This is a genomic window from Streptomyces sp. UC4497 (genome assembly GCF_054871485.1).
This window is the reverse complement of sequence record NZ_JBTYHB010000001.1, coordinates 117613-143218: the sequence shown is the minus strand read 5'-3', so window position 1 is coordinate 143218 and position 25606 is coordinate 117613. Positions and strand designations below refer to the sequence as shown.

The 25606-nt window shown below is 71.7% G+C and carries 28 protein-coding genes; 21 read left to right on the top strand and 7 right to left on the bottom strand.

Annotated features, from left to right (window positions below):
• Nucleotides 1-81: 81 nt before the first annotated feature.
• Together ACYSUO_RS00565 and ACYSUO_RS00560 are read left to right on the top strand one after the other, a co-directional pair.
• Nucleotides 82-1386: an alpha/beta fold hydrolase gene (locus ACYSUO_RS00565; protein ID WP_461773957.1), complete on the top strand. Its 1305-nt coding sequence runs from the start codon at nt 82-84 to the stop codon at nt 1384-1386.
• A gap of 39 nt (nt 1387-1425) precedes the next feature.
• On the top strand, nt 1426-2178 hold the full coding sequence (locus ACYSUO_RS00560; protein ID WP_461773956.1) for a PIG-L deacetylase family protein: 753 nt from the start codon (nt 1426-1428) through the stop codon (nt 2176-2178).
• Between the two features lie 18 nt (nt 2179-2196).
• On the opposite strand, the gene ACYSUO_RS00555 is transcribed toward ACYSUO_RS00560, so the two are convergent.
• Complete coding sequence (locus ACYSUO_RS00555) at nt 2197-2748, bottom strand: hypothetical protein (RefSeq protein WP_461773955.1); 552 nt, start codon at nt 2746-2748, stop codon at nt 2197-2199.
• Nucleotides 2749-2881: 133 nt separating this feature from the next.
• Here ACYSUO_RS00555 and ACYSUO_RS00550 point away from each other — a divergent pair, with 133 nt between their 5' ends.
• The 4 genes from ACYSUO_RS00550 to ACYSUO_RS00535 all read left to right on the top strand — a co-directional run bounded on the left by ACYSUO_RS00550 (nt 2882) and on the right by ACYSUO_RS00535 (nt 5949).
• Nucleotides 2882-3460: a TetR/AcrR family transcriptional regulator gene (locus ACYSUO_RS00550; RefSeq protein ID WP_461773954.1), complete on the top strand. Its 579-nt coding sequence runs from the start codon at nt 2882-2884 to the stop codon at nt 3458-3460.
• Nucleotides 3461-3511: 51 nt separating this feature from the next.
• Entirely contained in the window at nt 3512-4165 is a 654-nt protein-coding gene (locus ACYSUO_RS00545) for an HD domain-containing protein (protein ID WP_461773953.1), read from the top strand.
• Nucleotides 4166-4227: 62 nt separating this feature from the next.
• Nucleotides 4228-5160, top strand: a complete 933-nt coding sequence (hemC, locus tag ACYSUO_RS00540) for a hydroxymethylbilane synthase (protein ID WP_461773952.1) — start codon at nt 4228-4230, stop codon at nt 5158-5160.
• Nucleotides 5161-5304: 144 nt separating this feature from the next.
• Nucleotides 5305-5949 carry a LysE family translocator gene (locus tag ACYSUO_RS00535; protein ID WP_461773951.1) on the top strand — a complete coding sequence of 215 codons (645 nt, stop codon included), beginning with the start codon at nt 5305-5307 and terminating at the stop codon, nt 5947-5949.
• A 17-nt stretch (nt 5950-5966) separates the two neighbouring features.
• Here ACYSUO_RS00535 and ACYSUO_RS00530 read toward each other — a convergent pair whose 3' ends face one another.
• The 3 genes from ACYSUO_RS00530 to ACYSUO_RS00520 all read right to left on the bottom strand — a co-directional run bounded on the left by ACYSUO_RS00530 (nt 5967) and on the right by ACYSUO_RS00520 (nt 8559).
• Nucleotides 5967-7346 carry an MFS transporter gene (locus ACYSUO_RS00530; protein ID WP_461773950.1) on the bottom strand — a complete coding sequence of 460 codons (1380 nt, stop codon included), beginning with the start codon at nt 7344-7346 and terminating at the stop codon, nt 5967-5969.
• On the bottom strand, nt 7343-7930 hold the full coding sequence (locus tag ACYSUO_RS00525) for a TetR/AcrR family transcriptional regulator (protein WP_461773949.1): 588 nt from the start codon (nt 7928-7930) through the stop codon (nt 7343-7345). The genes ACYSUO_RS00530 and ACYSUO_RS00525 overlap by 4 nt, the downstream gene beginning before the upstream one ends.
• An 86-nt stretch (nt 7931-8016) precedes the next feature.
• Nucleotides 8017-8559 (bottom strand): TetR/AcrR family transcriptional regulator, encoded by a 543-nt coding sequence (locus ACYSUO_RS00520; RefSeq protein WP_461773948.1) that lies wholly within the window; start codon nt 8557-8559, stop codon nt 8017-8019.
• A gap of 63 nt (nt 8560-8622) precedes the next feature.
• On the opposite strand from ACYSUO_RS00520, the gene ACYSUO_RS00515 reads away from it, so the two are divergent.
• From ACYSUO_RS00515 to ACYSUO_RS00505, 3 genes are all read left to right on the top strand, one after another.
• A complete protein-coding gene (locus ACYSUO_RS00515) occupies nt 8623-9594 on the top strand; it encodes an SDR family NAD(P)-dependent oxidoreductase (RefSeq protein WP_461773947.1) in 972 nt (323 codons plus the stop codon).
• Between the two features lie 230 nt (nt 9595-9824).
• The gene (locus tag ACYSUO_RS00510; RefSeq protein ID WP_461773946.1) at nt 9825-10664 is read left to right on the top strand and encodes an enoyl-CoA hydratase/isomerase family protein; all 840 of its coding nucleotides are present in this window, start codon (nt 9825-9827) and stop codon (nt 10662-10664) included.
• A 61-nt stretch (nt 10665-10725) separates the two neighbouring features.
• On the top strand, nt 10726-11157 hold the full coding sequence (locus ACYSUO_RS00505; RefSeq protein WP_461773945.1) for a PPOX class F420-dependent oxidoreductase: 432 nt from the start codon (nt 10726-10728) through the stop codon (nt 11155-11157).
• Between the two features lie 24 nt (nt 11158-11181).
• Here the strand turns inward: ACYSUO_RS00505 and ACYSUO_RS00500 are convergent, their stop codons facing one another.
• Both ACYSUO_RS00500 and ACYSUO_RS00495 read right to left on the bottom strand, forming a co-directional pair.
• Nucleotides 11182-12087, bottom strand: a complete 906-nt coding sequence (locus tag ACYSUO_RS00500) for an SDR family oxidoreductase (protein WP_461773944.1) — start codon at nt 12085-12087, stop codon at nt 11182-11184.
• Between the two features lie 80 nt (nt 12088-12167).
• The gene (locus ACYSUO_RS00495; RefSeq protein WP_461773943.1) at nt 12168-13034 is read right to left on the bottom strand and encodes a helix-turn-helix domain-containing protein; all 867 of its coding nucleotides are present in this window, start codon (nt 13032-13034) and stop codon (nt 12168-12170) included.
• Between the two features lie 119 nt (nt 13035-13153).
• Here ACYSUO_RS00495 and ACYSUO_RS00490 point away from each other — a divergent pair, with 119 nt between their 5' ends.
• The 3 genes from ACYSUO_RS00490 to ACYSUO_RS00480 all read left to right on the top strand — a co-directional run bounded on the left by ACYSUO_RS00490 (nt 13154) and on the right by ACYSUO_RS00480 (nt 15161).
• On the top strand, nt 13154-14344 hold the full coding sequence (locus ACYSUO_RS00490; protein ID WP_461773942.1) for an MFS transporter: 1191 nt from the start codon (nt 13154-13156) through the stop codon (nt 14342-14344).
• A 104-nt stretch (nt 14345-14448) separates the two neighbouring features.
• Nucleotides 14449-14940: a DUF2975 domain-containing protein gene (locus tag ACYSUO_RS00485; RefSeq protein ID WP_461773941.1), complete on the top strand. Its 492-nt coding sequence runs from the start codon at nt 14449-14451 to the stop codon at nt 14938-14940.
• Entirely contained in the window at nt 14940-15161 is a 222-nt protein-coding gene (locus tag ACYSUO_RS00480) for a helix-turn-helix domain-containing protein (protein WP_461773940.1), read from the top strand. Before ACYSUO_RS00485 ends, ACYSUO_RS00480 begins: the two co-directional genes overlap by 1 nt.
• Before the next feature lie 48 nt (nt 15162-15209).
• Here the strand turns inward: ACYSUO_RS00480 and ACYSUO_RS00475 are convergent, their stop codons facing one another.
• A complete protein-coding gene (locus ACYSUO_RS00475; RefSeq protein ID WP_461773939.1) occupies nt 15210-16241 on the bottom strand; it encodes an NAD(P)/FAD-dependent oxidoreductase in 1032 nt (343 codons plus the stop codon).
• Between the two features lie 95 nt (nt 16242-16336).
• Between ACYSUO_RS00475 and ACYSUO_RS00470 the strand changes: the two genes are divergently transcribed.
• The 9 genes from ACYSUO_RS00470 (at nt 16337) to ACYSUO_RS00430 (ending at nt 25491) form a co-directional block, all read left to right on the top strand.
• Nucleotides 16337-16963 carry a helix-turn-helix domain-containing protein gene (locus ACYSUO_RS00470; protein WP_403715959.1) on the top strand — a complete coding sequence of 209 codons (627 nt, stop codon included), beginning with the start codon at nt 16337-16339 and terminating at the stop codon, nt 16961-16963.
• A gap of 88 nt (nt 16964-17051) precedes the next feature.
• Complete coding sequence (locus ACYSUO_RS00465; RefSeq protein ID WP_461773938.1) at nt 17052-18041, top strand: NADPH:quinone oxidoreductase family protein; 990 nt, start codon at nt 17052-17054, stop codon at nt 18039-18041.
• Complete coding sequence (locus tag ACYSUO_RS00460) at nt 18038-19222, top strand: acyl-CoA dehydrogenase family protein (protein ID WP_461773937.1); 1185 nt, start codon at nt 18038-18040, stop codon at nt 19220-19222. Before ACYSUO_RS00465 ends, ACYSUO_RS00460 begins: the two co-directional genes overlap by 4 nt.
• Nucleotides 19219-20337: an acyl-CoA dehydrogenase family protein gene (locus tag ACYSUO_RS00455; protein ID WP_461773936.1), complete on the top strand. Its 1119-nt coding sequence runs from the start codon at nt 19219-19221 to the stop codon at nt 20335-20337. Before ACYSUO_RS00460 ends, ACYSUO_RS00455 begins: the two co-directional genes overlap by 4 nt.
• A 111-nt stretch (nt 20338-20448) precedes the next feature.
• Nucleotides 20449-22032 (top strand): ABC transporter substrate-binding protein, encoded by a 1584-nt coding sequence (locus ACYSUO_RS00450; protein ID WP_461773935.1) that lies wholly within the window; start codon nt 20449-20451, stop codon nt 22030-22032.
• On the top strand, nt 22029-23021 hold the full coding sequence (locus ACYSUO_RS00445) for an ABC transporter permease (RefSeq protein ID WP_461773934.1): 993 nt from the start codon (nt 22029-22031) through the stop codon (nt 23019-23021). Before ACYSUO_RS00450 ends, ACYSUO_RS00445 begins: the two co-directional genes overlap by 4 nt.
• Nucleotides 23014-23886 (top strand): ABC transporter permease, encoded by an 873-nt coding sequence (locus tag ACYSUO_RS00440; protein WP_461773933.1) that lies wholly within the window; start codon nt 23014-23016, stop codon nt 23884-23886. Before ACYSUO_RS00445 ends, ACYSUO_RS00440 begins: the two co-directional genes overlap by 8 nt.
• Before the next feature lie 41 nt (nt 23887-23927).
• Nucleotides 23928-24845: an ABC transporter ATP-binding protein gene (locus ACYSUO_RS00435; protein WP_461774353.1), complete on the top strand. Its 918-nt coding sequence runs from the start codon at nt 23928-23930 to the stop codon at nt 24843-24845.
• Nucleotides 24838-25491 carry an ABC transporter ATP-binding protein gene (locus tag ACYSUO_RS00430; protein ID WP_461773932.1) on the top strand — a complete coding sequence of 218 codons (654 nt, stop codon included), beginning with the start codon at nt 24838-24840 and terminating at the stop codon, nt 25489-25491. Before ACYSUO_RS00435 ends, ACYSUO_RS00430 begins: the two co-directional genes overlap by 8 nt.
• The last annotated feature ends 115 nt before the right edge of the window (nt 25492-25606 follow it).

Below are 25606 nucleotides of genomic sequence, written 5' to 3'. Positions count from 1 at the left end.
TGGGGTAGCCCCCACCAGCGCACGATCGCCATGTGCTGAACTGGTCGGACATACCGTCCGCACCGCCGCACAGGAGCCGCATTGAGCGCCGCCAGCTATCGACAGGCCGGGGTCGTCCTGACCGACCGTCGGTTCTCCGTACCCCTGGATCACGACCTTCCCGACGGGGAACGCATCGAGCTCTTCGCGCGTGAGGCCGTCGCACCGGGGCGCGCGCACGAGAACCTGCCGTGGCTCCTCTACCTCCAGGGCGGTCCCGGCTTCGGCGCCAACCGCTTCTCCGGCCCGGCGGCCTGGCTCGGCCGCGCACTGAAGGACTACCGGGTCCTCCTCCTCGACCAGCGCGGCACCGGCGCCTCAGCCACCGTCAACCGCCAGACGCTCCCGCTGCGCGGCGACGTCGAGCGGCAGGCGGCCTACGTGGGGCACTTCCGAGCCGATTCGATCGTGCGCGACTGCGAGTTCATCCGCCGGGAGGTCACCGGCGGCGCGCCCTGGACGATCCTCGGGCAGAGCTTCGGCGGCTTCTGCGCCGTCCGCTATCTGTCGTCCGCGCCGGAGGGGCTCGAGACCGCGATCATCACGGGTGGCCTGCCGACGCTCGACGGCCACGCGGACGATGTCTACCGAGCCGCGTACCCGCGTGTCGAACGCAAGGTCCGGGCGCACTACGCCCGTTACCCGATGGACGTCGAGCGGGCAGGGAACATCGCCGCGTACGTCCTCGAGCACGAGCCCGTCCTGCCGAACGGCTACCGGCTGACCCTGCCCGCCTTCCAGTCCCTCGGCATCTGGCTCGGCGCGGGCGACGGCAGCGACCGGCTGCACTACCTCCTTGAGGACGCGTTCGTGCGGACTCCGGGTGGGTGGGAACTGTCGGACGCCTTCTGCGAACAGGTCGCGGGCGCCCTGTCCTACCGCTCCCACCCGCTGTACGCCGTGCTGCACGAGGCGATCTACGCGCAGGGCGGCCGGGCCACCGACTGGTCCGCGGAGCGCGTACGCGGTGAATTCCCGCAGTTCGACGGGGAGAAGGCCCTCGCGGGCGGCGGTCCGCTGCTGTTCACCGGCGAGACCATCCACCCGTGGCAGTTCGACTGCGACCCGGCGCTGCGGCCGCTGCGCGAGGTCGCGGAGCGGGTCGCGGCCCGCACCGACTGGGCGCCCCTGTACGACCCGACGCGGCTCGCCGCGAACGAGGTCCCGGCGGTCGCCGCCGTCTACCACGACGACATGTACGTGGACACGGAGCACGCACTGCGCACGGCCCGCACCATCCGGGGCCTTCGGCCGTGGGTGACGAACGAGTTCGAACACGACGGGCTGCGTGCCGGCGGACCGCGGGTGCTCGACCGCTTGCTGGCGATGGCGCGCGGCGAGGCGTAGGGACTGCCCTACGGTCGGGCAGGGTCATACGATGCCCGTATGACCCTGCCCGGATCCAGCACCGAAGCCCCGCTGCAGCCCATGCCGGAGGACTGGCAGCGCGCCCTCGCCGTCGTCGCCCACCCGGACGACCTGGAGTACGGCTGCTCCGCCGCCGTCGCGGCCTGGACGGACGCGGGGCGCGAGGTCATCTACGTACTCGCCACTCGGGGCGAGGCAGGCATCGACACCCTCGAACCCGCGAAGTGCGGTCCGCTGCGCGAGCAGGAGCAGCGGGCGAGCGCGGCGGTCGTCGGCGTCAACACGGTCGAGTTCCTCGACCATCGGGACGGCGTCATCGAGTACGGCACGGCGCTGCGCCGCGACATCGCCGCAGCGATCCGCCGCCACCGTCCGGAACTCGTCATCACCCTCAACCACCGTGACACGTGGGGCGGCGTCGCCTGGAACACGCCCGACCACGTCGCCGTCGGCCGGGCCACGCTCGACGCGGCCGGCGACGCGGGCAACCGGTGGATCTTCCCCGAGCTGACCGAGCAGGGCCTCGAGCCGTGGAACGGGGTGCGGTGGGTGGCCATCGCCGGTTCCGCGCAGCCCACCCACGCCGTCGACGCCACGGCCGGGCTCGAGCGCTCCATCAGCTCCCTCCTCGAACACCGCACGTACATCGAGGTGTTGACGGACGAGGACCCGGAGACGTACTGCCGCACCTTCCTCACGGGGAACGCGCAGGCGACGGCGGAGCGGTTCGGCGGCAAGCCGGCGGTGCCGTTCGAGGTGTTCGGCCGGTAGGGCTCGCGCTGCTCCGTCTCAGCGCCGCAGTCGGAGCGCGGAGACGAGAAAGAAGACGCCGCCGAGGAAGGCGTATCCGGCCAGGTTGGTCAGGGAAGCGCCGTCCTTCGCCGCCTGGGCGATGAAGGAGGCCCCGGCGAGGGCGGAGATGCCGCCGCTGGCGATCATCGGCCACTGCCCGCCCATGCCGCGCCGCAGGACACCGACGGCCAGCTGGACGAGGCCCGCGGTGATCGCCCAGGCGCCCCACAGGCGCAGCACCGCCGGGATGCCGGAGGAGACGGCCGCGAGCAGCCCCGCGGTGGTCAGGGCGCTGAGCGCGATGTTGGCGTAAAGGCCGCGCACCGGACCGCGGGTGGCCCTGGCGGAGCGTACGTCGACGATCGCGCAGGCCACGTCGAACAGGGGATAGAGCACCAGCAGCGTCTTGCTGAGGACCCCCAGGGAGTCGGCGCTCGTGAACAGCAGCCCGGCCCAGACGGCGGCGAAGGCGAAGCGGAGAAGGTACAGGCGACGCAGCGAGGCGACGGGGTTCGTCGCGGGGGCGGGGGTGGAGACGACGGTTTCCATGAGGATCCCTTTCGGAGGGCGCGCCGGAGTGATTGACCGAGGGAGAACGTTCGGTCTCTTTTCATCTAAAGCCGTCCGGTCCTCGCCGTCAAGACCGAACGTTCTCCCTCGCACGCCTGGTACGGTGGGCGCCATGAGCGCGAGCACGACAAGCGGCAGGACGTCCGAGGCGCGGACGCGGCTGCTCTCCACGGCGACCCGCATCTTCTACACCGAGGGCATCCACTCGGTCGGCGTGGACCGGATCATCGAAGAGGCCCAGGTCACCCGCGCCACGCTGTACCGGCACTTCAAGGGCAAGGAAGAACTCGTCCTCGCCTACCTGCAACTGGCCGACCAGGGCATCCGGGGCCAGGTCGAGGACGTCCGCGCCCAGGAACTGCCGGCCCCCGACACGGTCCGCGCCGTCGCTCGCACGATCACCGAGGGCATCCGGTCCTCGGGCTTTCGCGGCTGCGCCTTCCTGAACGCCGCGGCCGAATACCCGGACCCGTCCCACCCGGTCCACCAGGCCGTTCTGGCGCATCGGCAATGGTTCCTGGAAACGGCCGTCGAGCTGCTCGGACAGGCCGGCTGCGCGCCCGCGGACGAGGCCGGTCGGCATTTCGTCATGCTCCGGGACGGCGCCATGGCGGCCGGCTGCCTCTTCGACCCCGCGCTCATCTCCGAGACGTTCCTGCACGGGGTGGAAGGAATCCTGCGCCCGGAATGAGGGCGCGCGGTGCCCCGCCGCTCGCTCGTTCGCGCATGCCACGATGAAGGCATGAGTGATGAGCGCCGCAGGCTGCTTGCCGACAAGACGCCCTTTCCCGAAGGCCTCGACGAACGGCTGCGGGACCAACTCACCTTTCTCGTAGAGGTCGATCAGCTCAAGACCGTCCTGCGGCAGTCGCCGCTGGCCGCGGCGGACCGCCGGGAGAACGACGCGGAGCACTCCTGGCACCTGGCGATGATGGTGGTCGTCCTCGCCGAGCACTCCGACCGGCCCATCGACGTCGGGCACACCGTCCAGTTGGTGCTCCTGCACGACCTGGTGGAGATCTACGCCGGCGACACACCCCTGTACGACAGTGCCGCGGGCGTCGATCAGCAGGAGCGGGAGAGTGCCGCGGCCGACGAGCTGTTCGGCCTGCTTCCGGCGGATCAGGGGCGGCGGATGAGGGCGTTGTGGGACGAGTTCGAGGAGCGGCGCACCCCTGAGGCGGCATTCGCCAAGGCGATGGACCGGCTGCAGCCCCTGCTGCTCAACTGGATGGCGCGCGGCGGCACGTGGCGCACCCCGGGCGTCACGGCCGACGACGTCCGCGCCCGCAAAGCGGTGATCGGAGAGGCGTCCGCGTCCCTGTGGCAGGCCGGGCGGCGGCTCATCGACGAGGGCGAGGCGCGCGGCTGGTCGCGGAGTGCCGAGCCCCGCTGAGTGCGTCGCACTCCGCGCGGGGGTGTCGATCCCCTCGACGCCCAAGGGGCTATCGTGTCGGCATGTCAGCCGAGTTGATCCGTATCGTCTCCCGTTCGTCGCCGATGGCTCTGGCCCAGGTGGAGCGTGTCCGCGCCGAACTCGCCGCGCTGCACCCCGGGATCCGGACCGAGGTCGTGCCGGTCACGACCAGCGGCGACAAGTGGATGGGCGATCTGTCGAAGCTCGGCGGCAAGGGAGCCTTCACCAAGGAGGTCGACCGGGCGCTGCTCGACGGGCAGGCCGACCTCGCCGTGCACTGCCTCAAGGACATCCCGGCCGACCGGCCGCTGCCGGAGGGGTGCACGTTCGGCGCGTACCTGAAGCGGGACGACGTACGGGACGCGCTGATCGACCCGGCGGGCCGCACCCTCGACGAGCTGCCCGAGGGGACCCGCGTCGGCACGTCCTCGGTCCGCCGTGTGGCCCAACTCGCCGCCTCCCACCCGCACTTGGAATGCGTCCCGATGCGCGGGAACGCGAATCGCCGCATGGAGAAGATGGCGGCGGGCGACGCGGACGTACTCCTGCTCGCGCTGTCGGGACTCGAACGCATCGAGCGCACCGACGTCATCACGGAGATCCTCTCGCCGGAGACGATGTGTCCGCCGATCGGCGCCGGGATCCTGGCGCTGCAGTGCCGCGAGGACGACGAGTCGACGCTGGAGGCGGTGACCGGTCTCGGCGACCGCGACACCTGGCGCGAGGCGACGGCCGAGCGCATGTTCCTGCACGTCCTTCAGGGCCACTGCAACTCACCGATCGCCGGCTACGCCCGCGCCGAGCGATCCGGCGACCTGTCGCTGCGGGGCTGTGTGTTCACCCCCGACGGCAAGCGGGTGCTCAACGCGCAGGAGTGGGCGGGCCCGCTGGACCCGGCGACGCTGGGGATGTCGGTGGCGGTGGCGCTGCTGCGTCAGGGGGCGCGGGAACTGATCGACGGGATCCCGCACTGAGGGGCTGACCGGCGGGTTCCCCTGGTCGCGTAATCTGTGGCACGGGTGTTCGGATGGCATGCACGCCATGCGTCGCAGTCGTCCCCGGCGCCCGGGTGCCCCGATCCACGTCAGGTGCCCGACGAGCGACCAGGAGGGTGACCGGTGATCAGTGCGACCGCAGTCGGGGGAGTGGCCCTGATCGAACTGGGCATGGCCCTCACGCCGGGACCGAACATGATCCACCTCGCCTCCCGTGCGATCACCCAAGGGCGCAGGGCGGGCCTGGTCAGCCTCAGTGGGACCGCCGTGGGATTCGTGGCGTATCTGCTGGCCGCGGCCGCGGGGCTTTCCGCGTTGTTCGCCGCCGTGCCGGTGGCGTTCCTGGTGGTCAAGCTCGCCGGGGCCGTCTACCTGGCCTATCTCGCCTGGAGCATGCTCAAGCCCGGCGGCCGCTCGCCGTTCGCTCCGGCGGCGGACCTGCCTCCGGTCTCCGACGCCCGGCTGTTCTCGATGGGGCTGCTGACCAATCTGCTCAACCCCAAGATCGCGCTCATGTACGCCGCGCTGCTGCCCCAGTTCCTCGACCCGCACGCCGGTCCCGCCTGGGGGCAGCTGCTCCAGCTCGGTGGCGTACAGATCATCGTGGGGATGACCGTGAACGCCCTGATCATGCTGGGCGCCGCACGGGTTTCGGGGTTCCTGGCCGCCCGCCCCCGCGCCATGACCGCCCAGCGGTTCACGGCAGGCGGCCTGCTCGGCGTCTTCGCGCTGCGCACCGCGCTGTCCCGCACCCCGGTCTCCGGCTGAGCCACGCCCCGTATCACCTAAGGGGTACGGGCCCGGGCCGCTGCCCGTGGCGCCCCGTCGGGGAGCCGCACCGCCGCCGCACCGGCCGCCAGCACCAGGGCCGCGAGCGCCGTCAGCGTCACGCCCATCGACGCCACGAAGTCCGCGCCGGAGGCGAGCAGTGTCGTCGCCGTCGCCACGCCGAGCGTCGGGCCCACGTTCATCGCTGTCTGCTGGAGGCCGCCCGCCACGCCGGCCACGCGGAGGTCGGCCCGGCGGACGAGGGACTCCGTCGCGGCGACCATCACCGTGCCGAAGCCCGTACCCATCGCCAACGCGCAGGCCCCGATGGCCAGTTGAGACGCCGACGTGCCGAGGCGGCCGAAGCCGAACACCCCCGCCGCGAGGACCAGCATCCCGGCCGATGTCGTCGCCCGGGACCCGTAGCGGCGCAGCAGCACCGGGGTGAGCGGCGCCGCGAGCACCATGCACAGGGCGGCGGGCAGCATCCGCAGCGCCGTGCCGAGCGGGTCGAGGCCGAGGACGTCCTGCAAGAAGTACGTGGCCACGAACAGCGTGCCGAACAGGGCCGCCGAAGCCGTCAACAGGATGCCGAGCGCCGGCGCGACGGCCGGGGACGCGAGCAGTGCGGGGGACAACAGTGGTTCCGTCGTACGGCGTTCGTGCACGACGAAGACCGCCACCGCCGTCCCCGCACCGGCGGCGAGCAGCCCCGTGCCCGTCGACCACCCGGCTCCCGGAAGTGCGGCCAGCGCCGCCACCAGGCAGCCGAGCGCCACCGCGAGCAGCAGCGCACCGCCCGGATCGAGCCCGGTGGCGCGTGCTCCGGCCTCCGCGTCCCGGTCCCGTACCACCAGGACGAGCACCGCGATCACCACCGCCGGCAGCACGCCCAGGAAGAACACCGAACGCCAGCCCAACTGCGCCGTGAGCACCCCGCCGACCAGCGGGCCCGCGGCCGCCGCGACACCGATCGCGCTGGTGCGCAGAGCGATCGGCATACCGAGCGAATCGGCGTCGTACGCGGCCCGCAGCATGCCGAGCGTCGCGGGCTGCAGCAGCGCGCCGCACACGCCTTGGAGGACGCGCAGCGCGATCACCCAGTGGATGTCCGGCGCGACACCGATCCCTGCGGAGGCCGCCGCGAACCCGAGCATCCCGTAGCCGAAGAGCCGGGCGTGCCCGTAGCGGTCGCCGAGCCGCCCGGCGAACACCAGCAGGCTGGCCACCGCGATCAGATAGCCGGTGCTGGTCCACTGGACCTGAGCGAGGGAGGCGCCGAGGTCGTCCTGAAGTGTGGGCTGGGCGATGGTCAGGACCGTGCCGTCGAGCGCGACGAGGACCGCGCCGACGACGCTGCCCGCGAGTGTGACGCGTCGACGCGTATGGCCATTCATCGGGGAGCCGGGCCCAGGTGGGCGTCGAGCACCGAGGCCAGCAACGGCTCGATGTCCTCGACGGCGGCGGCCAGTTGGAGACTGCCCCAGCCCCACAGCTGAGCGACACCGTGCAGATTCGCCCACAACGCGCCCGCCACGAGCGCCGGTTCCGCATCCGGGCGCGCCGCGGCGACCAGGTCGGAGAGCACCTTGAACAGCGGAAGGCTGGTCTCGCGCAGCCCCAATTCTCCGCTCTCCAGCAGGTCGTGACGGAACATCAGCTCGTACATGCCACGGTGTTGCGCGGCGAAGTCGAGATAGGCGTGCGACAGGGCGACCACCTGCGTGCGCGGGTCCTGTCCGGCGTCGGAGAGTGCCCGCGTGGCGTGTGCGCCGAGTTCGGTGAAGCCGCGTCGGGCGATCGCCGACAGCAGTTCGAGGTGGGTGGGGAAGTAGCGGCGGGGCGCGCCGTGCGAGACCCCTGCCCTGCGGGCGATCTCGCGCAGCGACAACGCGGCCGCGCCCTCCGCGTCGACGAGTGTCACGCCGGTGTCGATGAGGCGCTCGCGGAGGCCGCCGGTGGCGGTGTCGTTCGGCTGCATAGACACTGTCTACTCGATGGCGGTAGACAGTGTCTACCCCTGGCCGGTGCGCGTGTGGATCGCCGATGGAGGGGCCGGCGGAGTGCCTAGCGCACCAGCAGCGCCACGGCGGTCCTCATCCGGTCCACGTAGAACTCCCGTGATTCCGCCTGGTGTTTGAGGCCGATCGATGTGCTGATCAAGGTCTGGGCGACGGGGGTGGCGGCCTCCTGGGTCGATGCGAGGGTGATCGCGTCGGTGATCAGATCCTCGAAGCGTCGTGGCGCTGTGTCGACGATCTCGCCGAGGAGCCCGGGGTTGCCTTCGATGACCGCTGGCACGTCGCGCGACATTGGACCGACGTACCGGCCCGCCCACCGGTCGAACGCGTCCACGAGCCGGTCGGCGAGGGGGCGGCCGGTGTCGGCCAGGACGCCTTCGATCGCGCTGATGTCCCGCTCCAGGGTCTGGGTGACCGCGGCGCGGAACAGGGTCTCCTTCGAGGAGAAGAGGAAGTAGAGGCCGGGCCGGGAGATGTGCGCGGCTCGTGCCACCTCGTCCATGGAGGTCTTCCGGTATCCGAAGCGCGCGAACGTGGCCATGGCGGAGTCCAGGACCAGGGTGCGGCGGTCGGCGTCGGGGGTGCTCATGGTGTGAGCGTAAGAGCGGTACGCGAACTATACAAATCCAGTCCAGTGCGTATAGTCGGTCGCATGGATGCTCCCGCCCTCATCACCACTCCCTTCACCGCCTCGACCACCGCTGAGGAGGTGCTGCGCGGCGTTGACCTCGCCGGTGTCCGCGCGGTCGTGACAGGGGCTTCCTCCGGGCTCGGGGCCGAGACGGCGCGTGCGCTGGCCGCCGCCGGGGCGGAGGTGACGCTCGCCGTCCGCGACACGGCCGCGGGGGAGGCCGTCGCCGAGAGGATCGCGAAGTCGACGGTCGGTGTCCGGCCGCGGGTCGTCCGGCTGGACCTTGCCGACGGGGCCTCCGTCGCGCGCTTCGTCGACAGCTGGAGCGGGCCGCTGCATCTGCTGATCAACAACGCCGGTGTGGTCACCGGTGGCCTTGAACGCACGCGTGAGGGCTGGGAGTTGCAGTTCGTGACGAACCATCTCGGTCACTTCGCGCTGGCCACCGGGCTGTGTGGCGCACTGGCGCAGGGAGCGGCCGAGCGAGACGGGGCGCGCATCGTCTCGGCCAGTTCCACGGCCCACATGCGGGCCGGCGTCGACTTCACCGACCTTCACTTCGAGCGCCGCGCGTACGATCCGCAACTCGCCTACGCCCAGTCCAAGACGGCGAACTCGCTCTTCGCCGTCGAGGCGACCCGCCGCTGGGCGTCCGACGGCATCGTGGCCAATGCGGTGAACCCCGGGGGCGTCGCGACGGGGCTGCAACGGAACTTCACGCCCGAACAGAAGGCGTCGCTCGACGCGGCCGAGGCCGCCGGCACCTTCACGTACAAGACGGTCGAGCAGGGGGCCGCCACCAGCATCGTCGCGGCGGTCGCCCCGCAGTTCGCCCACACCGGGGGCCGCTACCTCGACGATGGGCAAGAGGCGTACACCGTGCCGAACGACGCCGAACTCGCGCAGCACCCGCACGGTGTCAAGGAATGGGCACTCGATCCCGCGACCGCCGAGCGCCTCTGGACCGTCTCGACCGACCTGCTCCGGGCCTGACGCTTCGACGCGGGGCTACGGTGTGGCGCTCGCCGACCTCGGTGGTGCGGCGAGCTTCAGGCCCACCTCGACCAGCGTCCAGCCCACCCGCGTACGCAGGCCACGGGGAGGTCGATCGGTCGTGCGGGGGTTACGGCGGGTGTCGGCCTCGGCGCGGAGTTCGCCGGCGCGCGCGAGTTGGGGGCTCGGTAGGTCTTCAGGATGCGAGACCCCGCCGCTACCCTGCGCGGATGATCGACACGACCGACACCCGCATCCCCGAAGGGGACGAGCGGCGGCTGCGCCTCGACGTCGAGAAGAGCGGCGTCGGTGTGCTCACGCTGTGCCGTCCGGCCAAGCTCAACGCCTGGAGCTGGGAGTCCAGTCGGCAGCTGGGCATCATGGCCGACCGGATCCGGTTCGACGAGCGGATACGTGTCGTGCTGTTGCGCGCCGAGGGGCGGGCCTTCTGCGCGGGGATCGATGTGACCGCGCCCGGTGGTGGCATCGAGGGGGAGAGCGGTTCCGCGCGGCACCGGGCGTACTACGAAGGCATTCGGTGGGTGCACGAGCGGTTCGCCGCGTTCGCGCGGCTGCCGCAGCCCGTGGTCGCGGCCGTACAGGGGTACTGCCTGGGCTTCGGGTTCGAGCTGGCACTCATGGCGGATGTGCGGATCGCGGCCGACGACGCCGTGTTCGCGCTGCCGGAGGCGCAGTTGGGGGTCGCGGTCGACGCGGGCGGGGATCTGCGGATCGCACGCGAGGCGGGGGCCGGTTGGGCAAAGTTCCTCGCGCTGACCGGGCGGCGGATCGACGCGGGGACCGCCCACCGGCTGAACCTCCTTCAACAGGTCCTACCGGTGGACGAGTTGGAGCGCGCCGCACGCGACGTGGCCGCCGAGATCGCCGGTAACGCGCCGCTCGCCGTGCAGTCCGTCAAGCGCGACATCGACGCGTACGCGGACGCCGGGCTCGACGCGGCGCTCGACCGGGTCGCCATGAGCGCTGCGCTGACGCTCACCTCCGAGGACGCGACCGAAGGATTCACGGCGAAGGCGCGGCGCAGGCCGCCGGAATACCGGGGCGCGTGAGACGTTCGCAAAGGTGTCGGCGGACCGCGTCGACGTCGTAGCGTCCGCCCGAAAGGTGACCATGACATCCGCGCCCTTCGACCCCCGCACCCTCCTCGCCGAGAGCAGGCTCGGCGTGCTCGCCACCCTCAAGGCCGACGGTCGGCCCCAACTCTCCCCGGTCCAGCCGTTCTTCGACCCCGACACCGATACGTTGTACGTGTCGATGACCGAGGGGCGTGCCAAGACCGCGAACCTGCGCCGCGACCCCCGCGCCGCGCTGGAGGTGACAGCCTCCGACGGCCGTGCCTGGGCCACCGCCGAGGGCGCCGTGACGCTCGTCGGACCGGGCACCGACCCCAAGGGCCCCGAGGTCGAGGCGCTCGTCGACTACTACCGCAAAGCGGCGGGCGAGCACCCGGACTGGGACGAGTACCGGTCGGTGATGGTGTCCGACCGCCGGGTGCTGATGGTGATGGCCGTGGACCACGTGTACGGGCAGCGGCTCGGCTGAGACCCGTACGGCGCCCGTGGCCCGTCAGCCTCCCTCGAACGGGCCGCGACCCATCTGCTCCCGCACCGGAGTCACCGGCGCGTTGACCAAGGTGCGGCGCTGCCAGTTCGCGCCGTCCACCACCAGCGTGTGGCCGCTGACGAAACGGGCGTAGGGCGAGGCGAGGAACGTCGCCGCCCACCCCAACTCCCGTGGCGCGCCCACCCGGAGCGCGGGCTGGCGGGCGGCGGGGTCCTCGGCGCGGTCGAGGTTGTCGCGGATGTCGGGCGTCATGTCCTCGTGCGGCATGAGGCCCGGCACCAGGCCGTTGACCTGGATCCCGTACGGCCCCCACTCCACGGCGAGCGTCTCCACCAGGTTCTTCACGCCCGCCTTCGCCGCCGAACTGTGCGCGAAACCGGGCCCGCCCGTCCACGCGTACGACGCGCCGACGGCGATCACCGAGCCCGGCGTGCCTGCCGCCAGGTGCCGGCGCCCGAACTCGCGGGTCATGAAGTACGTTCCGTTGAGCGTGATGTCGATGACGGATCGCCAGCCGTTCGGAGACAACTCCTCAGCCGGTACGGGGAAGTTGGCGGCCGCGTTGTTCACCAGCACGTCCGGCATCCGGCCGTGCGCCGCGAACGCCGCGTCGAAGATCTCCGTGATCCGGGCCGCGTCCCGGATGTCGCAGGTCGCCGCCGTGATCAGCCCCGCGCCCTCGATCGCCTGCAACTCCTCGCGCGCGGGCGCCAGATGCTCCGTCTTCCGGCTGACGATCATCACTCCGGCCCCGAGCCGCGCGAACTCCGCGGCGACGGCCCGCCCGAGCCCCGTACCACCCCCGGTCACCAGCGCGAGCCGGTCGTCGTACGTGCCCGGGGGCAGCGCGGGCGTGCCGAGCGGGGGAGGGGTGGGGAGGCCGCGCGGGGCGGGCGAGGAGTGCGTCATGGCGCACATGGATACCGCGTGAACGCTCAATCTTCCATGGGTGGAGGGGTGTTGGGTTCCCGGCGCCCGGTGGGGCCCGATCAATACTGCGGCAGGCGAAGGGCGCCGGTGTCCAGCAGCGCGCCGGTGCGGATCCCGTCGGGGTCGTCACGCAGCTCGTAGATCTCGATGCGGTGGTCGGGCCGGTCCGACTGGGCCCAGAGCTGGAAGTCGACGGTGATCTCGCCGGCTCTGGGGTGGACCATGCGCTTGGTGCCGGCGACGCATTCGCCGACGCGCCCCGAGGCCCACAGGGCGGCGAAGTCGTCGTCGTGGACGCACAGTTCGCCGACCATACGGGTCAGGGCCTCGTCGTCCGGGTACTTCCCGCTGATCAGCCGCAGATAGGCGACGTAGTCGGCGGCCTCCTGGCCCCAGTCCCTGTACAGCGACCGGGCCTGTGGGTCGAGGAAGAGCAGGCGGGGCAAGGAGGGGCGGGAGTCGGGGTGCTCGGGCGCGTCGGCCGGCAGATGCGGGGCGATCAGGGCGTGCCCGAGCTCGTTCCAGGCCAGCACGTCGTTGCGGCGGCCGAGGATGACCGCGGGGCGGGTGTCGACCAGCGACAGCAAGGTCCGCGCGTTCCGGCCGGCGGTCTCCGGCCCGGAGTCCGTGGCGGCGGCGGTGGTGCGCTTGGCGCGCACGAGGTCGAGCAGGTGCTCGGTCTCCGTGACGGACAGCTGCAGCGCCCGGGCCAGGGCCAGCAGCACCTCGTCGGAGGCATGGCGGCTGTGGCCCTGTTCCAGGCGGGTGTAGTACGTGACGCTGACCCCGGCCAGCTGCGCGACCTCTTCCCGCCGCAGCCCGGGGACGCGGCGGCGCACCCCGAAGCCGTTGAGGGGAGTCGCCTCCGGCGGCAGGGCGGCGCGCTTGGCCCGGAGGAAGACGGCCAGATCACCTGGATCGTTCATATATCAACCTTATGCGGTGGTGCCCGCGCGCGACCATATCCCTGTCGGTGCCACCCTTCCCCAGGGGTGCAAAAGCCGGGATCTGGTAGCTGACCTGCGCGTCTTTCACGATCGGGAACATGCCTCTCCCCATCGTTGCGCTCGCCCTGACCGCCTTCGCGCTCGGCACAGCGGAACTCGTGCCCAACGGCCTGCTGCCGCTCATCAGTGACGACCTCGCCGTATCGGTCTCCCAGGCGGGCTGGGTGACGACCAGCTTCGCGCTCGGCGCGATGATCGGCGGCCCGCTCGTTGCGGCCGCCACGCTCCGCCTGCCCCGCAAGCCCGTGGTCATCTGCCTCACCCTCGTGTTCCTGGTGGCCAACGCCGTCACCGCCCTCGCCGGCAACCTGCTGGTGGTGTCCGTCTCCCGTGCGCTCGCCGGAGCCATGCTGGGCGGCTTCCTCGGCACGGCGATCACCATCGCCGGCGGCCTGGTCGCCCCCAACCGGCGGGCCACGGCCATCGCCGTCGTCTTCACCGGATTCACCGTCTCCAACGTGATCGGTGTCCCCATCGGCAACGTCGTCGGACGCGCGGCTGGTTGGGAGTCGGCGTTCTGGGTCGTCTCCGCCCTCGCCGCCATCGGCGCCCTCGCCATGTGGCTGCTGCTGCCCGCGGCGCCCGCGGGCGGCGACAGCGCGGGCGAGGACCGCGGCTTCGCCGTCCTGCGCAGCGGGGGACTATGGGCCGCGTTCCTCGCCATCGCGCTCAGCTACGGCGGCCTCTTCGTCGTCTACACCTACATCGCCCCCTACCTGACCACCGTCACCGGCGTGTCCCCCGGCTCCGTCACCTGGATCCTGCTGCTGTTCGGCGCGGGCCTGATCGCCGGAAACGCCCTCGGCGGCCGCTACGCGGACCGCTCGGTGACCCGCACGGTCGTCGTCATCCTCGGTACCCTGACCGTCGGGCTGCTGGCCCTGTGGGCGCTGGGCTCGGTTCTGCCCGCCACCCTGGTCCTCCTGGTGCTGCTCGGCGGCGCGGGCTTCGGCATGGTTCCGCCCCTGCAGTCCTACGTGCTGCACATCGCAGGCGCCGCTTCCGCCCTGGTCTCGGCGCTCGCGGCCGCGTCGTTCAACGCGGGCGTGGCCTTTGGCTCCGCGGTGGGCGGCCTCGTCCTGGACCGCACCCACCACTATCCGGAACTGGCCGTGGCCGGAGCCACGATGACCCTGCTCGGCCTGATGGTCTTTCTGCTCATCGAACGCCGCCGCCGGCGTTCGTGGCTCACTGCGCCACGGGAAACACCAGTGCCCGAGCACGCCTGACCCACGAGCGACCTGAACCAACCTCACCCGACCCCCTTGCCCAACCTATCGAAATTCGATAGTTTCCCATCGCAATTCAATAGATAGACCAGGGTGGATGGGTCATGGGGAAGTGGACCGTGCGCGCACTGCGCGCCGTGCTCGCGGTGGTGCTCACGGGCACCGTGTTCGTGCAGGTGTCGATGGCGTGGCTGCTGATCAGCGGGAGCGACCCGGAGGACGGCACGCTGCCGCTGACCGCCCTGCGCGTGATCACGATCCTGGGGATGGCCGCGGCCCAGGTCGCCCTGGTCTGCGTATGGCGGCTCGTGGCGATGGTCCGCCGCGGAACCGTGTTCTCCGACGCCGCCTTCCGGTACGTGGACGGGGTGATCGGCGCGATCGTCGCGGCCGGCCTCCTGTGGTTCACGGTCACGGCCGTCAACGCACCCGGCCAGCGGGAGGACCCGGGCGTCACCCTCATCATGGGCGGCATCGGCCTGGCCGTCCTCGGGGTCGCGCTCATCGTGCTCGTACTGCGGATGCTGCTCGCCCAGGCGGTCGCGCGCGACGTCGAGGCGACGGAGCTGCGGGCCGAGCTGGACGAGGTGATCTGATGCCGATCGTCGTCGACGTCGACGTGATGCTGGCCAAACGCAAGATGTCCGTCGGTGAACTGGCCGACCGCGTGGGCATCACCCCCGCCAACCTCGCGGTCCTCAAGAACGGCCGCGCCAAGGCAGTCCGCTTCACCACCCTCGCCGCCCTCTGCGAGGTCCTCGAGTGCCAGCCGGGAGATCTGCTGCGGTGGGAGGGGGAGAGCGGCGCGGGCGAATGACGTACCCCGGGGCTGGGCGTGAATGGCACGCCCAGCCCCGGATGTCCGTCACGCCCCCACAGCCTCCCGCCGCGCCCGTGCCACCGCCTGCTCGCCCTCCGGTGAGAACACGCCGGCGCGGCGTCGCGCGACCTCGCGCTCCAGGTCCGCGTGGAGGAGTTGGGCGTGGAGGGTGACGCCGGCGCGGTAGCCGGCGCTGGCCGCGTTGACGACCTGTTCGGCGGGGCCGGTCGCGTTGCCGACCGCCCAGACGCCCGGGACGCTGGTCAGGCCGGTGGGGTCGACCTCGACGAAGGGGCCCGCCGGGGTGTCCTTCGTGCGGGCGCCGAGCGCGCTCAGCAGGGAGTCGCGCGGCACCATCACCGTCGGGACGACGAGTACCGAGCGCGGGAAGATCCGGCCGCCTTCGAGGCGCACGCCGGTCAGCCGGTCGTTCGTCACCTCGATGCCGTCGACCTTGCCGCTCACCACGCTCACCCCGGCCGCCGCCAGCGTCTGCCAGTGCTCGTCCGGGAGGTCGTCCTCGTCCGCGCCGTTCAGGAACAGCGTCACGTCGGAGGAGAGGCCGCTGAAGAGGAGGGCCTGGTGGATGCCCGTCGCCTTGCGGTACAGGACGGCGATGGGCTGGTCGCGCACCTCGTAGCCGTGGCAGAACGGGCAGTGGATCACGTCATTGCCCCAGCGTTCGGCGAGGCCGGGGATGTCGGGGAGCTCGTCCACCAGGCCGGTGGCGATGACGAGGCGTCGTGCGTGCACCCGGCCGCCGTCCGCCAGCGTCACCTCGAACTCGCCCGCCCCGTCCGGCTCGGCCGCCGTCACCCGGTCCCGTACCAGCTCGACGCCGTACTCGATGACCTCCCGCCGCACCTCCGCCAGGAATTCGGCGGGCGGCATGCCGTCCCGCGACGGGAAGCCGTGCATGTGCGCGGCCGGCGCGTTGCGCGGTTCGCCCGCGTCGACCACGAGGACCGAGCGGCGCGAGCGGCCCAGGATCAGCGCGGCGGTCAGGCCCGCCGTTCCGCCGCCGACGATCACGACCTCGTATGTGTCCTGTGTGCCCTGCTTGACCTGTGCCTGCATGGTGACCGCCTCATAATCGTGGAATGCCTTGGTCTCGAAGGTGCACCCGCTCTCGCCGTATTGACAAACAAGCTTGCTGAAACTGCAATGGATTCATGAATCGGCAAGGTCATCAGCACCATGAGGACGAGCAGTCGGACGCGAGCATGGACGCCGTCCTGTCCGGCGTGGGGTCCAGACTGCGCGCGCTGCGCAAGGACCGCGGCGCCACCCTGTCCGGACTCTCCGAGACCACGGGCATTTCCGTGAGCACGCTGTCCCGCCTGGAGTCGGGCCTGCGCAAGCCCAGCCTGGAGCTGCTGCTGCCCATCGCCCGCGCGCACAAGGTGCCGCTGGACGAGCTGGTCGGCGCCCCGCCCGTGGAGGACCCGCGGGTGCAGGCGAAGCCGATTATCCGGGGCGGTCGGACCATGATCCCGTTGACGCGGAAGCCGGGCGGGCTCCAGGCGTACAAGGTGATCGAGCCGCAGCGTCGGCTGGAGCCGGAACAAAAGACGCATGAGGGCTACGAGTGGATGTACATGCTCTCCGGCAAGCTGCGGCTGGTGCTCGGCGAGCACGACGTGGTGCTGGAGCCGGGGGAGGTCGTCGAGTTCGACACGCGCGTGCCCCACTGGTTCGGGTCGACGGGGGAGGGGCCCGCCGAGTTCCTCGTGCTGTTCGGGCCGCAGGGGGAGCGGATGCACGTACGGGCACGGCCCGCGCGGAAGAAGGACCAGTGACCCCCGCAGGGGCATTCACAGATCGGCAAGCGACCGCTTAGTATGCGGCCGAACCCGGTTTGACGAAGCAGTCCCGTGGAGGCTCCGCATGCAGGCATGGCAAGTGCACGAGAACGGCGAGCCGAGCGAGGTGATGCGCCTCGAAGAGGTGGCGCGTCCCGAGCCCGGTGAGGGGCAGGTTCTGCTCAAGGTGCGCGCCGCCAACATCAACTTCCCGGACGCCCTGCTGTGCAAGGGGCAGTACCAGGTGACGCCGCCACTGCCGTTCACGCCGGGCGTGGAGATCTGCGGCGAGACCGAGGACGGCCGCCGCGTCATCGCCAACCCCGCGCTGCCGCGCGGCGGCCTCGCCGAGTACACGGTCGCCGACGCGAAGTCCCTGCTGCCCGCGCCCGAATCGCTCGACGACGCCGAGGTCGCCGCCCTCCACATCGGTTACCAGACCGGCTGGTTCGGCCTGCACCAGCGCGCCCACCTCCAGGCGGGCGAGACGCTCCTCGTGCACGCCGCCGCGGGCGGGGTCGGCAGCGCCGCCGTACAGCTCGGCAAGGCCGCGGGCGCCCGGGTCATCGGCGTCGTCGGCGGCCCCGAGAAGGCGAAGGTCGCGGCCGAGCTCGGCTGCGACGTCGTGATCGACCGGCGCTCCGAGGACGTCATCGCCGCCGTGAAGGAGGCCACCGGCGGCCAGGGCGCCGACGTGATCTACGACCCGGTGGGCGGCGACGCGTACCGGCAGTCCACGAAGGTCGTCGCCTTCGAGGGCCGCATCGTCGTGGTCGGCTTCGCCTCCGGCGCCATCCCGACCGCCGCGCTCAACCACGCGCTCGTGAAGAACTACTCGATCCTCGGGCTGCACTGGGGCCTGTACGCCACCAAGAACCCGAAGCTCATCCCGCACTGCCACCAGAAGCTCATCGAGCTGGCCGCGAGCGGCGCCATCAAGCCGCTCGTCAGCGAGCGCGTCGACCTGAGCGACGCCGCGTCCGCCGTCCAGCGCGTCGCCGACGGCGTCACGACGGGCCGCGTCGTGGTGGTGCCGGGTCTGAACGCCCGCCAGCAGGAAGGAGCCGCCGCATGAGCCTCGACGCCGCCCAACTGAGGGACCGCACAAAGGAGTTCCTCGCCGCCCATCCGCCCGCGACGACGAGCCGCGAGGACTTCCTCAGCGCCCGCTTCGACGCCGGTCTCGCCTGGGTGCACTACCCCGAGGGCCTCGGCGGGCTCGACGCGCCGCGCGCGCTCCAGGCCGTCGTCGAGGCCGAGCTGGCCGCCGCGGGCGCACCGGACAACCACCCCCGGCGCAACGGGATCGGGCTCGGCATGGCCGCCCCCACCATCCTCCGCTACGGCACCGAAGAGCAGAAGCAGCGCTTCCTCAAGCCGCTCTGGGTCGGCGAGGAGATCTGGTGCCAGCTGTTCAGCGAGCCGGGCGCAGGATCCGACCTGGCCGCGCTCGGCACCCGCGCCGTCCGTGACGGCGACACCTGGGTCGTCAACGGCCAGAAGGTGTGGACGTCCAACGCGCACAACGCCCGCTTCGCGATCCTCGTCACCCGCACCGACCCGGACGTGCCCAAGCACAAGGGTATGACGTACTTCGTGTGCGACATGACCGACCCCGGCGTCGAGGTCAGGCCGCTGCGCCAGATCACCGGCGAGGCCGAGTTCAACGAGGTGTTCCTCTCCGACGTCCGGATCCCCGACGCCCACCGGCTCGGCGAGGTCGGCGACGGCTGGCGGGTCGCCCAGACCACCCTCAACAACGAGCGCGTCTCCATCGGCGGCATGCGTGTGCCGCGCGAGGGCGGGCTCGTCGGCATCGTCGCCAAGACCTGGCGCGAGCGCCCCGAACTGCGCACCCACGACCTGCACCAGCGCCTCGTCAAGCAGTGGGTCGAGGCCGAGGTCGCCCGCCTGACGTCCGAGCGCCTGCGTCAGCAGCTCGTCGCCGGACACCCCGGCCCCGAGGGCGCGGGCATGAAGCTCGGCTTCGCCCGCCTCAACCAGGAGATCAGCGGCCTGGAGGTCGAACTCCTCGGCGAAGAGGGCCTGTTGTACGACGACTGGACCCTGCGCAGGCCCGACATCGTCGACTTCTCGGGCCGCGAGGCCGGCTACCGGTATCTGCGCGCCAAGGGCAACAGCATCGAGGGCGGGACGAGCGAGATCCTGCTGAACATCGTCGCCGAGCGCGTCCTGGGCCTGCCGTCCGAGCCGCGCACCGACAAGGACGTCGCCTGGAAGGACCTCGCCCGATGACCACGACGACCACCACGAACACCGAGCCCGACCTCCTCTACTCCGAGGAGGAGGAAGCGCTCCGCTCGGCGGTTCGCGACCTGCTCGCCGACCACTGCGACGCCACCGAGGTCCTCGCCCGCGTCGACACGGACGCGCCGCACGACCGCGAGCTGTGGAAGAACCTCGCTGAGACGATGGGCCTGGCCGGCCTCCTCGTCCCGGAGGACAAGGGCGGCCAGGGCGCCACGCACCGCGAAGCGGCCGTGGTCCTGGAGGAGTTGGGGCGTGCCGTCGCCCCGGTCCCGTACCTGACCAGCGCCGTCATCGCCACCGAGGCGCTTCTCGCCTGCGAGGGGGACGAGGCGGCCACCGTCCTCGCCGCGCTCGCCTCCGGCCGCTCCATCGGGGTGCTCACCGTGCCGCTGTCGGCCACGCCCGGGCAGGACTTCAGGGACGTACGAGAAGAGGGCGGGGCGCTGAGCGGGCGCGTCACCGGCGTCGCGGACGCGGCCGCCGCCGACGTGTTCCTCGTGCCCACCGTGAGCGGCCTGTTCGCGATCGACGCGGGCGCCGAGGGTGTCACCGTCGACCCGCAGGTCTCCCTGGACCGTACGCGCCCACTGGCCGCCGTGACGTTTGCGGGGACCGCGGGGCGGAAGCTGACCGGCAGCGCGGCGACGGCGGTGCGGCGGGCTCTACGGGCCGGTGCCGGGCTGCTCGTGTCCGAGCAACTGGGGCTCGCCGACTGGCTGTTGACGGAGACCGTGCGCTACACGAAGGAGCGCAACCAGTTCAACCGGCCCGTCGGCTCCTTCCAGTCGCTCAAGCACCGGCTCGCCCAGCTGTGGCTGGAGACGGTCAACACCCGTGCCGCCGCCCGCAATGCGGCCGACGCGCTCGCCACCGGCAGCGAGGACGCGGACATCGCGGTCGCCGTCGCCCAGGCGTACGCGGCGCCCGTCGCGGTGCACGCCGCCGAGGAGGCGCTGCAACTGCACGGCGGCATCGGCATGACGTGGGAGCACCCGATCCACCTGTACCTCAAGCGCGCCAAGGCCGACTCGATCGCGCTGGGTACGGCGGGACGGCACCGGGAGGAGCTGGCCGAACTGGTCGATCTGCGCGCCCCCTGAGGGAAGCTGCTGCGCACACAACTCCACAGCCGGGTTTTACCTCCTCTTGACGGGATGGCATTATTGCGACCTGTTCGCAATAACGGCTGATCTTGAATAGGGGTGGGTGGCGTGGCCAGGCCGGCATGGAGCGCGACAGCAGGAGCAGCGGTCGCCGCACTGGCGGTGACCGCTGCGGCCTGCGCGGCGCCGAACGACGACGCCAAGGGCGGCGGCAGCGACAGCGCCGTCGTCGGCATCGCCTACGAGCCCGACAGCCTCAGCCCGCTCCTCGGCTACGGCAAGGACGGCAACTCGAAGATCTTCGACGGGCTGCTCACGCACGACGCCGACATGAAGCTCAGGCCCGCGCTCGCGGACGAGCTGCCGAAGGTCACCGACGACGGCCGCACCTACACGTACAAGCTGCGCGACGGCGTGAAGTTCAGCGACGGCAAGCCGTTCACGTCGAAGGACGTCGTCTTCACCTACGACACCATCCTCGACAAGAAGACCAACAACGCCTCCAAGGCCGAACTGGACGCGGTGAAGGACGTCGAGGCCAAGGGCGACGACACCGTCGTCTTCCACCTCAAGTACCCCTACGCGCCGTTCGCCGAGCGCACCGTCCTGCCCATCGCGCCCCAGCACGTCGCGGGTCAACAGGACGTGAACAACGGCAGGTTCACCACGAGGCCCATCGGTACGGGCCCGTACAAGCTGGTGAAGTGGTCCAAGGGCGAGAAGCTCGTCTTCAAGGCCAACCCCGACTACTGGGGCGGCGCGCCGAAGATCAAGAACTTCACCATGGCGATCATCAAGGACGACGACGTGCGCGCCACCCGGCTGCGCTCCGGCGACCTCGACGGCGCCATCCTGCCGCCCAACCTGGCCAAGACCTTCAAGGCCGACACCGCCAAGAAGACCTACGCGGCGAACTCCTTCGACTACCGCGTCGTCACCCTGCCGACCGGCAACAAGGTGGCCGGTGACACCGACATCCGCCGCGCCCTCGACATCGGCGTGGACCGCAAGGCCATGGTCGACCAGATCCTGGAGGGCGCGGGCAAGGAGGCCTACGGTCCGGTGCCCACCGACAGCCCGTGGTTCACCAAGGGCACGGAGCGCGCGCACGACCTCACCAAGGCCAAGAAGCTCCTCGACCAGGCGGGTTGGAAGACCGGAGCCGACGGCATCCGTAAGAAGGACGGCGTCCGCGCCGCCTTCCCGCTCTGGTACCTCACCGGCGACAAGCTCCGCCAGGACCACGCCCTCGCCTACGCCTCCGACGCCAAGAAGCTCGGCATCGACGTCAAGGTCGAGAGCGGCACCTGGGAAGTCATCATGCCCCGCATGCCCAAGGACGCCGTCCTCGCGGGCGGCGGCGCGCCCGCCGACCCCGACTTCGACCAGTACTCGCTGCTCAAGTCCTCCCTCGCGGGCGACGGCTTCAACAACATGGCGCACTACGACAACAAGAAGGTCGACGCCGCCCTGGAGGACGCCCGCCGCACCGACGACAAGGCGAAGCGGCAGGCCGCGTACGACACCGTCCAACGCGCACTCGTGAAGGACCCCGGCTACACCTTCCTCACCCACATCGACCATCTCTACGTAGTCGACAAGAAGTTCGGCGACCTCTCCACGCAGATCGAGCCGCACGACCACGGGCTCGCCTCCGGGCCGTGGTGGAACGTGGAGGACTGGAAGGCATGAGCAGGCGGCTCCCCTGGGGGCCGATGGCGCGCCTGACGGGCCGGCGGATCGTGTTCGCCGTGCCCGTCCTGGCCGCCGTCACCTTCGGCGTCTTCGCGATCGCCGCGGCCTCCCCCTTCGATCCGGTCAAGGCGTACGCGGGCACGGCCGGGCTCACCGCGTCACAGGAGAACCTCGACCAGCTGCGGGTCAACCTCGGTGTCGACCAGCCGCTGTTCGCCCGCTGGTGGGACTGGCTGACGTCCGCGTTCACCGGCGACCTCGGCGACTCGGCCGTCATGCGGCAACCGGTCGCCCAGGTGATCGGCGAGCGGCTCGGCTGGTCGGTGCTGCTGGCGGCCACCGCGTTCCTCGTCGCGGTCGTCCTCGGCACGCTCCTCGGCGTCCTTGCGGCGCGCCGGCAGGGCGGCTGGCTCGACCGTGCCGTCACCTCGCTCGCGTACACGCTGGAGGCCGCGCCCCCGTTCTGGCTCGGCCTGCTCGCCGTGTGGCTGTTCGCGCTGAAACTCGGCGTGCTGCCGGCCGGCGGGCTCACCGACACGGGCTCCTCGACGATCACCGCCGGGCAGGTGCGGTCCCATCTCGCGCTCCCGGCGGGGGTGTTGGCGATATCGCAGCTGCCGTGGTTCGTCCTGTACGTCCGTCAGGGCGTGGGCGACGCGCTCGACGAGGACCCCGTGCGCGGGGCCAGGGCGCGCGGGCTGGCCCCGCGCACCGTCCTGTTCGGGCACGCGCTGCGCTCCGGCATGCTGCCCGTGCTCACGCTCATCGGGTCACGGGTGCCCGAACTCATCACCGGGGCGCTGCTCGTGGAGACCGTGTTCAGCTGGCCGGGCATCGCCGCCGCGACCGTGCAGGCGGCCACGTCCGTGGACTTCCCGCTGCTCGCCGCCGTCACCGTCCTCGCGACCCTCGCCGTGCTCGCCGGGAACTGGGCCGCCGACCTGCTGTACGGCATCGCCGATCCGAGGGTGGGCTTCGATGGCTGACCAGGTCCTCAACTGGCGGACGCACGGGGTGCGGCGCCGTTCCACGCGCGCGTGGCGGATACGTACGTCCGCGGTGATCGTGTCCGTGGTCGTCCTCGCCGTGCTGCTTGTGCCGCCGCTGACCCAGCTGGACCAGCAGGCCGTCGACCTCGCCGCGAAGCTCCAACCACCTTCCTGGGCGCACCCGTTCGGCACCGACGACGTCGGCCGCGACCTGTTGCTGCGCAGCGTGTACGGGCTGCGGGTCTCGCTGCTCGTCGGCGTGGTGGCCGCCGTCGTCGCGACCGTCATCGGCACCGCCGTCGGGGCGCTCGCGGGCGCGCTCGGCGGTTGGGTGGACCGGGGCGTGATGCGCGTGGTGGACACTTTCTCGTCGGTGCCGCATCTGCTGCTCGGCATCTTCATCGTGGCGATGTTCCGGCCGGGCGTCTGGCCGGTCGTGATCTCGGTGGGCCTGACGCACTGGCTGTCCACCGCCCGCATCGTGCGCGCGGAAGTGCTGTCGCTGCGCTCGCGCCCCTACGTGGACGCGGCGATCTCCGGCGGAGCCTCACGGTGGCGGGTGACGGCCAGACACCTCCTGCCCGGAGTCCTGCCGCAGGCGGCGCTCGCCGCGGTGCTGATGGTCCCGCACGCGATCTGGCACGAATCCGCCCTGTCCTTCCTGGGGTTGGGCCTGCCCACCCACCAGGCCAGCCTCGGCACGCTCGTCCAGACGGCGCGCGGCTCGCTACTCGCGGGCGACTGGTGGCCGACCCTCTTCCCCGGCCTGTTCATCATCGTGCCGACGCTGGCGATCGCGGGCCTCGCGGGCGCCTGGCGTGAACGCCTGAACCCCCGCCGCCGATCGGAGCTGACCCTGTGACCACGGTGCTTTCGGTGGACGACCTGTCCGTACGGTTCCGAATGCGCGACGGCGCGTACGTACGGGCCGTCAGCGACGCCTCCTTCGACCTTGCGGCGGGGGAGTGCCTGGCCCTCGTGGGCGAGAGCGGCTGCGGAAAGTCGGTGCTGGCCTCCGCGCTCCTCGGGCTGCTGCCGCAGAACGCGGAGACGGCGGGCTCGGCGCGCCTCGGCGACCTGGACCTGATGGCGGCCGACGAGGCGACACTCGTGCGTACGGTACGAGGTCGGCGGATCGGCCTGGTGCCGCAGAGCCCGGCCGCGCACCTCACCCCGGTCCGCACGGTGCGCTCACAACTGGCCGAGACGCTGCGGCAGTTGACGGGAGCGCCGCGGCGGGGTCCGCGGCTGTCGGTGGCCGTCCAGGAAGCCGCCGAGCGCGCCGCCTTCCCGCTCGACCACCTCGACCGCCACCCCCACGAACTCTCCGGCGGACTCGCGCAGCGCGCCGCGACCGCGCTCGCGCTCGTCGGTGACGCGCCGCTGCTCCTCGCCGACGAGCCGACCACCGGCCTCGACCGCGACCTCGTCGAGCGGACCGTCGACGAACTGCGCCGCCACATCGGCACCGACCGGGCGCTGCTGCTGATCACGCACGACCTCGCGGCGGCGGAGCGGATCGCGGACCGGGTGGCGGTCATGTACGCGAGCCGCATCGTCGAACTGGCCGACGCGGACGCCTTCTTCGGGGCGCGCGGCCCCCGCCATCCGTATGCCCGGGGCCTCCTCAACGCCCTGCCCGACCGCGAGTTCACCCCGATCCCCGGAATGCCGCCGGAGCTGAGCGCGCTGGGGGAGGGCTGCGCGTTCGCCCCGCGATGCGAAGGCGCCGACGACCGCTGCACGACGATGCCCGCGCTCACGGACGGCGTGGCCTGCCACCACCCCGTACCGGCCCACCAGGAGGCCACCCGTGCTTGAACTGCACTCCATCACCGCGGGCTACGACCGCCGCGCCCCGGCTATCCGCGACGTGACCCTCACCGTCCGCCCCGGCGAAAGCGTCGGACTCCTCGGCCCGAGCGGCTGCGGCAAGTCGACCCTCGCGCGCGTAGCGGCGCTGCTGCACGCCCCGGACGCGGGCCGGGTCGTGATCGACGGTGAACCGGCCCACGTGTTCCGCCACCGCGCACCGCGCTCCCAACGCACCGCGTTCGGCGTCGTCTTCCAGCAGCCACGTCTGTCCGCCGACCCGCGCCTGCGCCTGTCCGACCTGATCGCGGAACCCCTGCGCGCGAACGGCGCTGACCACGCGGCCCGGGTGAGTGAACTGGCGGACACGGTCGGCCTGTCCACCGACCTCCTGACCCGCCGCCCCCACGAGGTCAGCGACGGCCAACTCCAACGCGCCTGCCTCGCCCGCGCCCTCACCCTGCGCCCCCGCTGGCTGATCTGCGACGAGATGACCGCCATGCTCGACGCGTCGACCACGGCCGCGCTGGTGGGCGTGGTGGAGGACTACCGGCGGGAGACCGGGGCGGGGCTGCTGGCCGTGGGGCACGACCGGGTGCTCCTGGAGCGGTGGTGCGGGCGGACGGTGGAGTGGGGCGAGCTGGTGGGGGCGTAGGCGGGTTCGCCTGTCTGCAGCGGTGACAGCAGCGGTGACCGTCCGCGGCGGTATTAGCGGTGACAGCTCAAGATCCACCGCACCCGCCAACAAGGCAGGCGATCTGGCGAGGTAG

Coding starts and splice junctions, on each gene's coding strand:
- ACYSUO_RS00480 (WP_461773940.1), top strand. CDS start 14,940: ATGCCGATCGTCGTCGACGTCGACGTGATGCTGGCCAAACGCAAGATG.
- ACYSUO_RS00465 (WP_461773938.1), top strand. CDS start 17,052: ATGCAGGCATGGCAAGTGCACGAGAACGGCGAGCCGAGCGAGGTGATG.
- ACYSUO_RS00470 (WP_403715959.1), top strand. CDS start 16,337: ATGAATCGGCAAGGTCATCAGCACCATGAGGACGAGCAGTCGGACGCG.
- ACYSUO_RS00545 (WP_461773953.1), top strand. CDS start 3,512: ATGAGTGATGAGCGCCGCAGGCTGCTTGCCGACAAGACGCCCTTTCCC.
- ACYSUO_RS00505 (WP_461773945.1), top strand. CDS start 10,726: ATGACATCCGCGCCCTTCGACCCCCGCACCCTCCTCGCCGAGAGCAGG.
- ACYSUO_RS00510 (WP_461773946.1), top strand. CDS start 9,825: ATGATCGACACGACCGACACCCGCATCCCCGAAGGGGACGAGCGGCGG.
- ACYSUO_RS00475 (WP_461773939.1), bottom strand. CDS start 16,241: ATGCAGGCACAGGTCAAGCAGGGCACACAGGACACATACGAGGTCGTG.
- ACYSUO_RS00555 (WP_461773955.1), bottom strand. CDS start 2,748: ATGGAAACCGTCGTCTCCACCCCCGCCCCCGCGACGAACCCCGTCGCC.
- ACYSUO_RS00560 (WP_461773956.1), top strand. CDS start 1,426: ATGACCCTGCCCGGATCCAGCACCGAAGCCCCGCTGCAGCCCATGCCG.
- ACYSUO_RS00435 (WP_461774353.1), top strand. CDS start 23,928: ATGCGCGACGGCGCGTACGTACGGGCCGTCAGCGACGCCTCCTTCGAC.
- ACYSUO_RS00500 (WP_461773944.1), bottom strand. CDS start 12,087: ATGACGCACTCCTCGCCCGCCCCGCGCGGCCTCCCCACCCCTCCCCCG.
- ACYSUO_RS00455 (WP_461773936.1), top strand. CDS start 19,219: ATGACCACGACGACCACCACGAACACCGAGCCCGACCTCCTCTACTCC.
- ACYSUO_RS00525 (WP_461773949.1), bottom strand. CDS start 7,930: ATGCAGCCGAACGACACCGCCACCGGCGGCCTCCGCGAGCGCCTCATC.
- ACYSUO_RS00445 (WP_461773934.1), top strand. CDS start 22,029: ATGAGCAGGCGGCTCCCCTGGGGGCCGATGGCGCGCCTGACGGGCCGG.
- ACYSUO_RS00550 (WP_461773954.1), top strand. CDS start 2,882: ATGAGCGCGAGCACGACAAGCGGCAGGACGTCCGAGGCGCGGACGCGG.
- ACYSUO_RS00485 (WP_461773941.1), top strand. CDS start 14,449: ATGGGGAAGTGGACCGTGCGCGCACTGCGCGCCGTGCTCGCGGTGGTG.
- ACYSUO_RS00440 (WP_461773933.1), top strand. CDS start 23,014: ATGGCTGACCAGGTCCTCAACTGGCGGACGCACGGGGTGCGGCGCCGT.
- hemC (WP_461773952.1), top strand. CDS start 4,228: ATGTCAGCCGAGTTGATCCGTATCGTCTCCCGTTCGTCGCCGATGGCT.
- ACYSUO_RS00530 (WP_461773950.1), bottom strand. CDS start 7,346: ATGAATGGCCATACGCGTCGACGCGTCACACTCGCGGGCAGCGTCGTC.
- ACYSUO_RS00460 (WP_461773937.1), top strand. CDS start 18,038: ATGAGCCTCGACGCCGCCCAACTGAGGGACCGCACAAAGGAGTTCCTC.
- ACYSUO_RS00520 (WP_461773948.1), bottom strand. CDS start 8,559: ATGAGCACCCCCGACGCCGACCGCCGCACCCTGGTCCTGGACTCCGCC.
- ACYSUO_RS00490 (WP_461773942.1), top strand. CDS start 13,154: ATGCCTCTCCCCATCGTTGCGCTCGCCCTGACCGCCTTCGCGCTCGGC.
- ACYSUO_RS00495 (WP_461773943.1), bottom strand. CDS start 13,034: ATGAACGATCCAGGTGATCTGGCCGTCTTCCTCCGGGCCAAGCGCGCC.
- ACYSUO_RS00515 (WP_461773947.1), top strand. CDS start 8,623: ATGGATGCTCCCGCCCTCATCACCACTCCCTTCACCGCCTCGACCACC.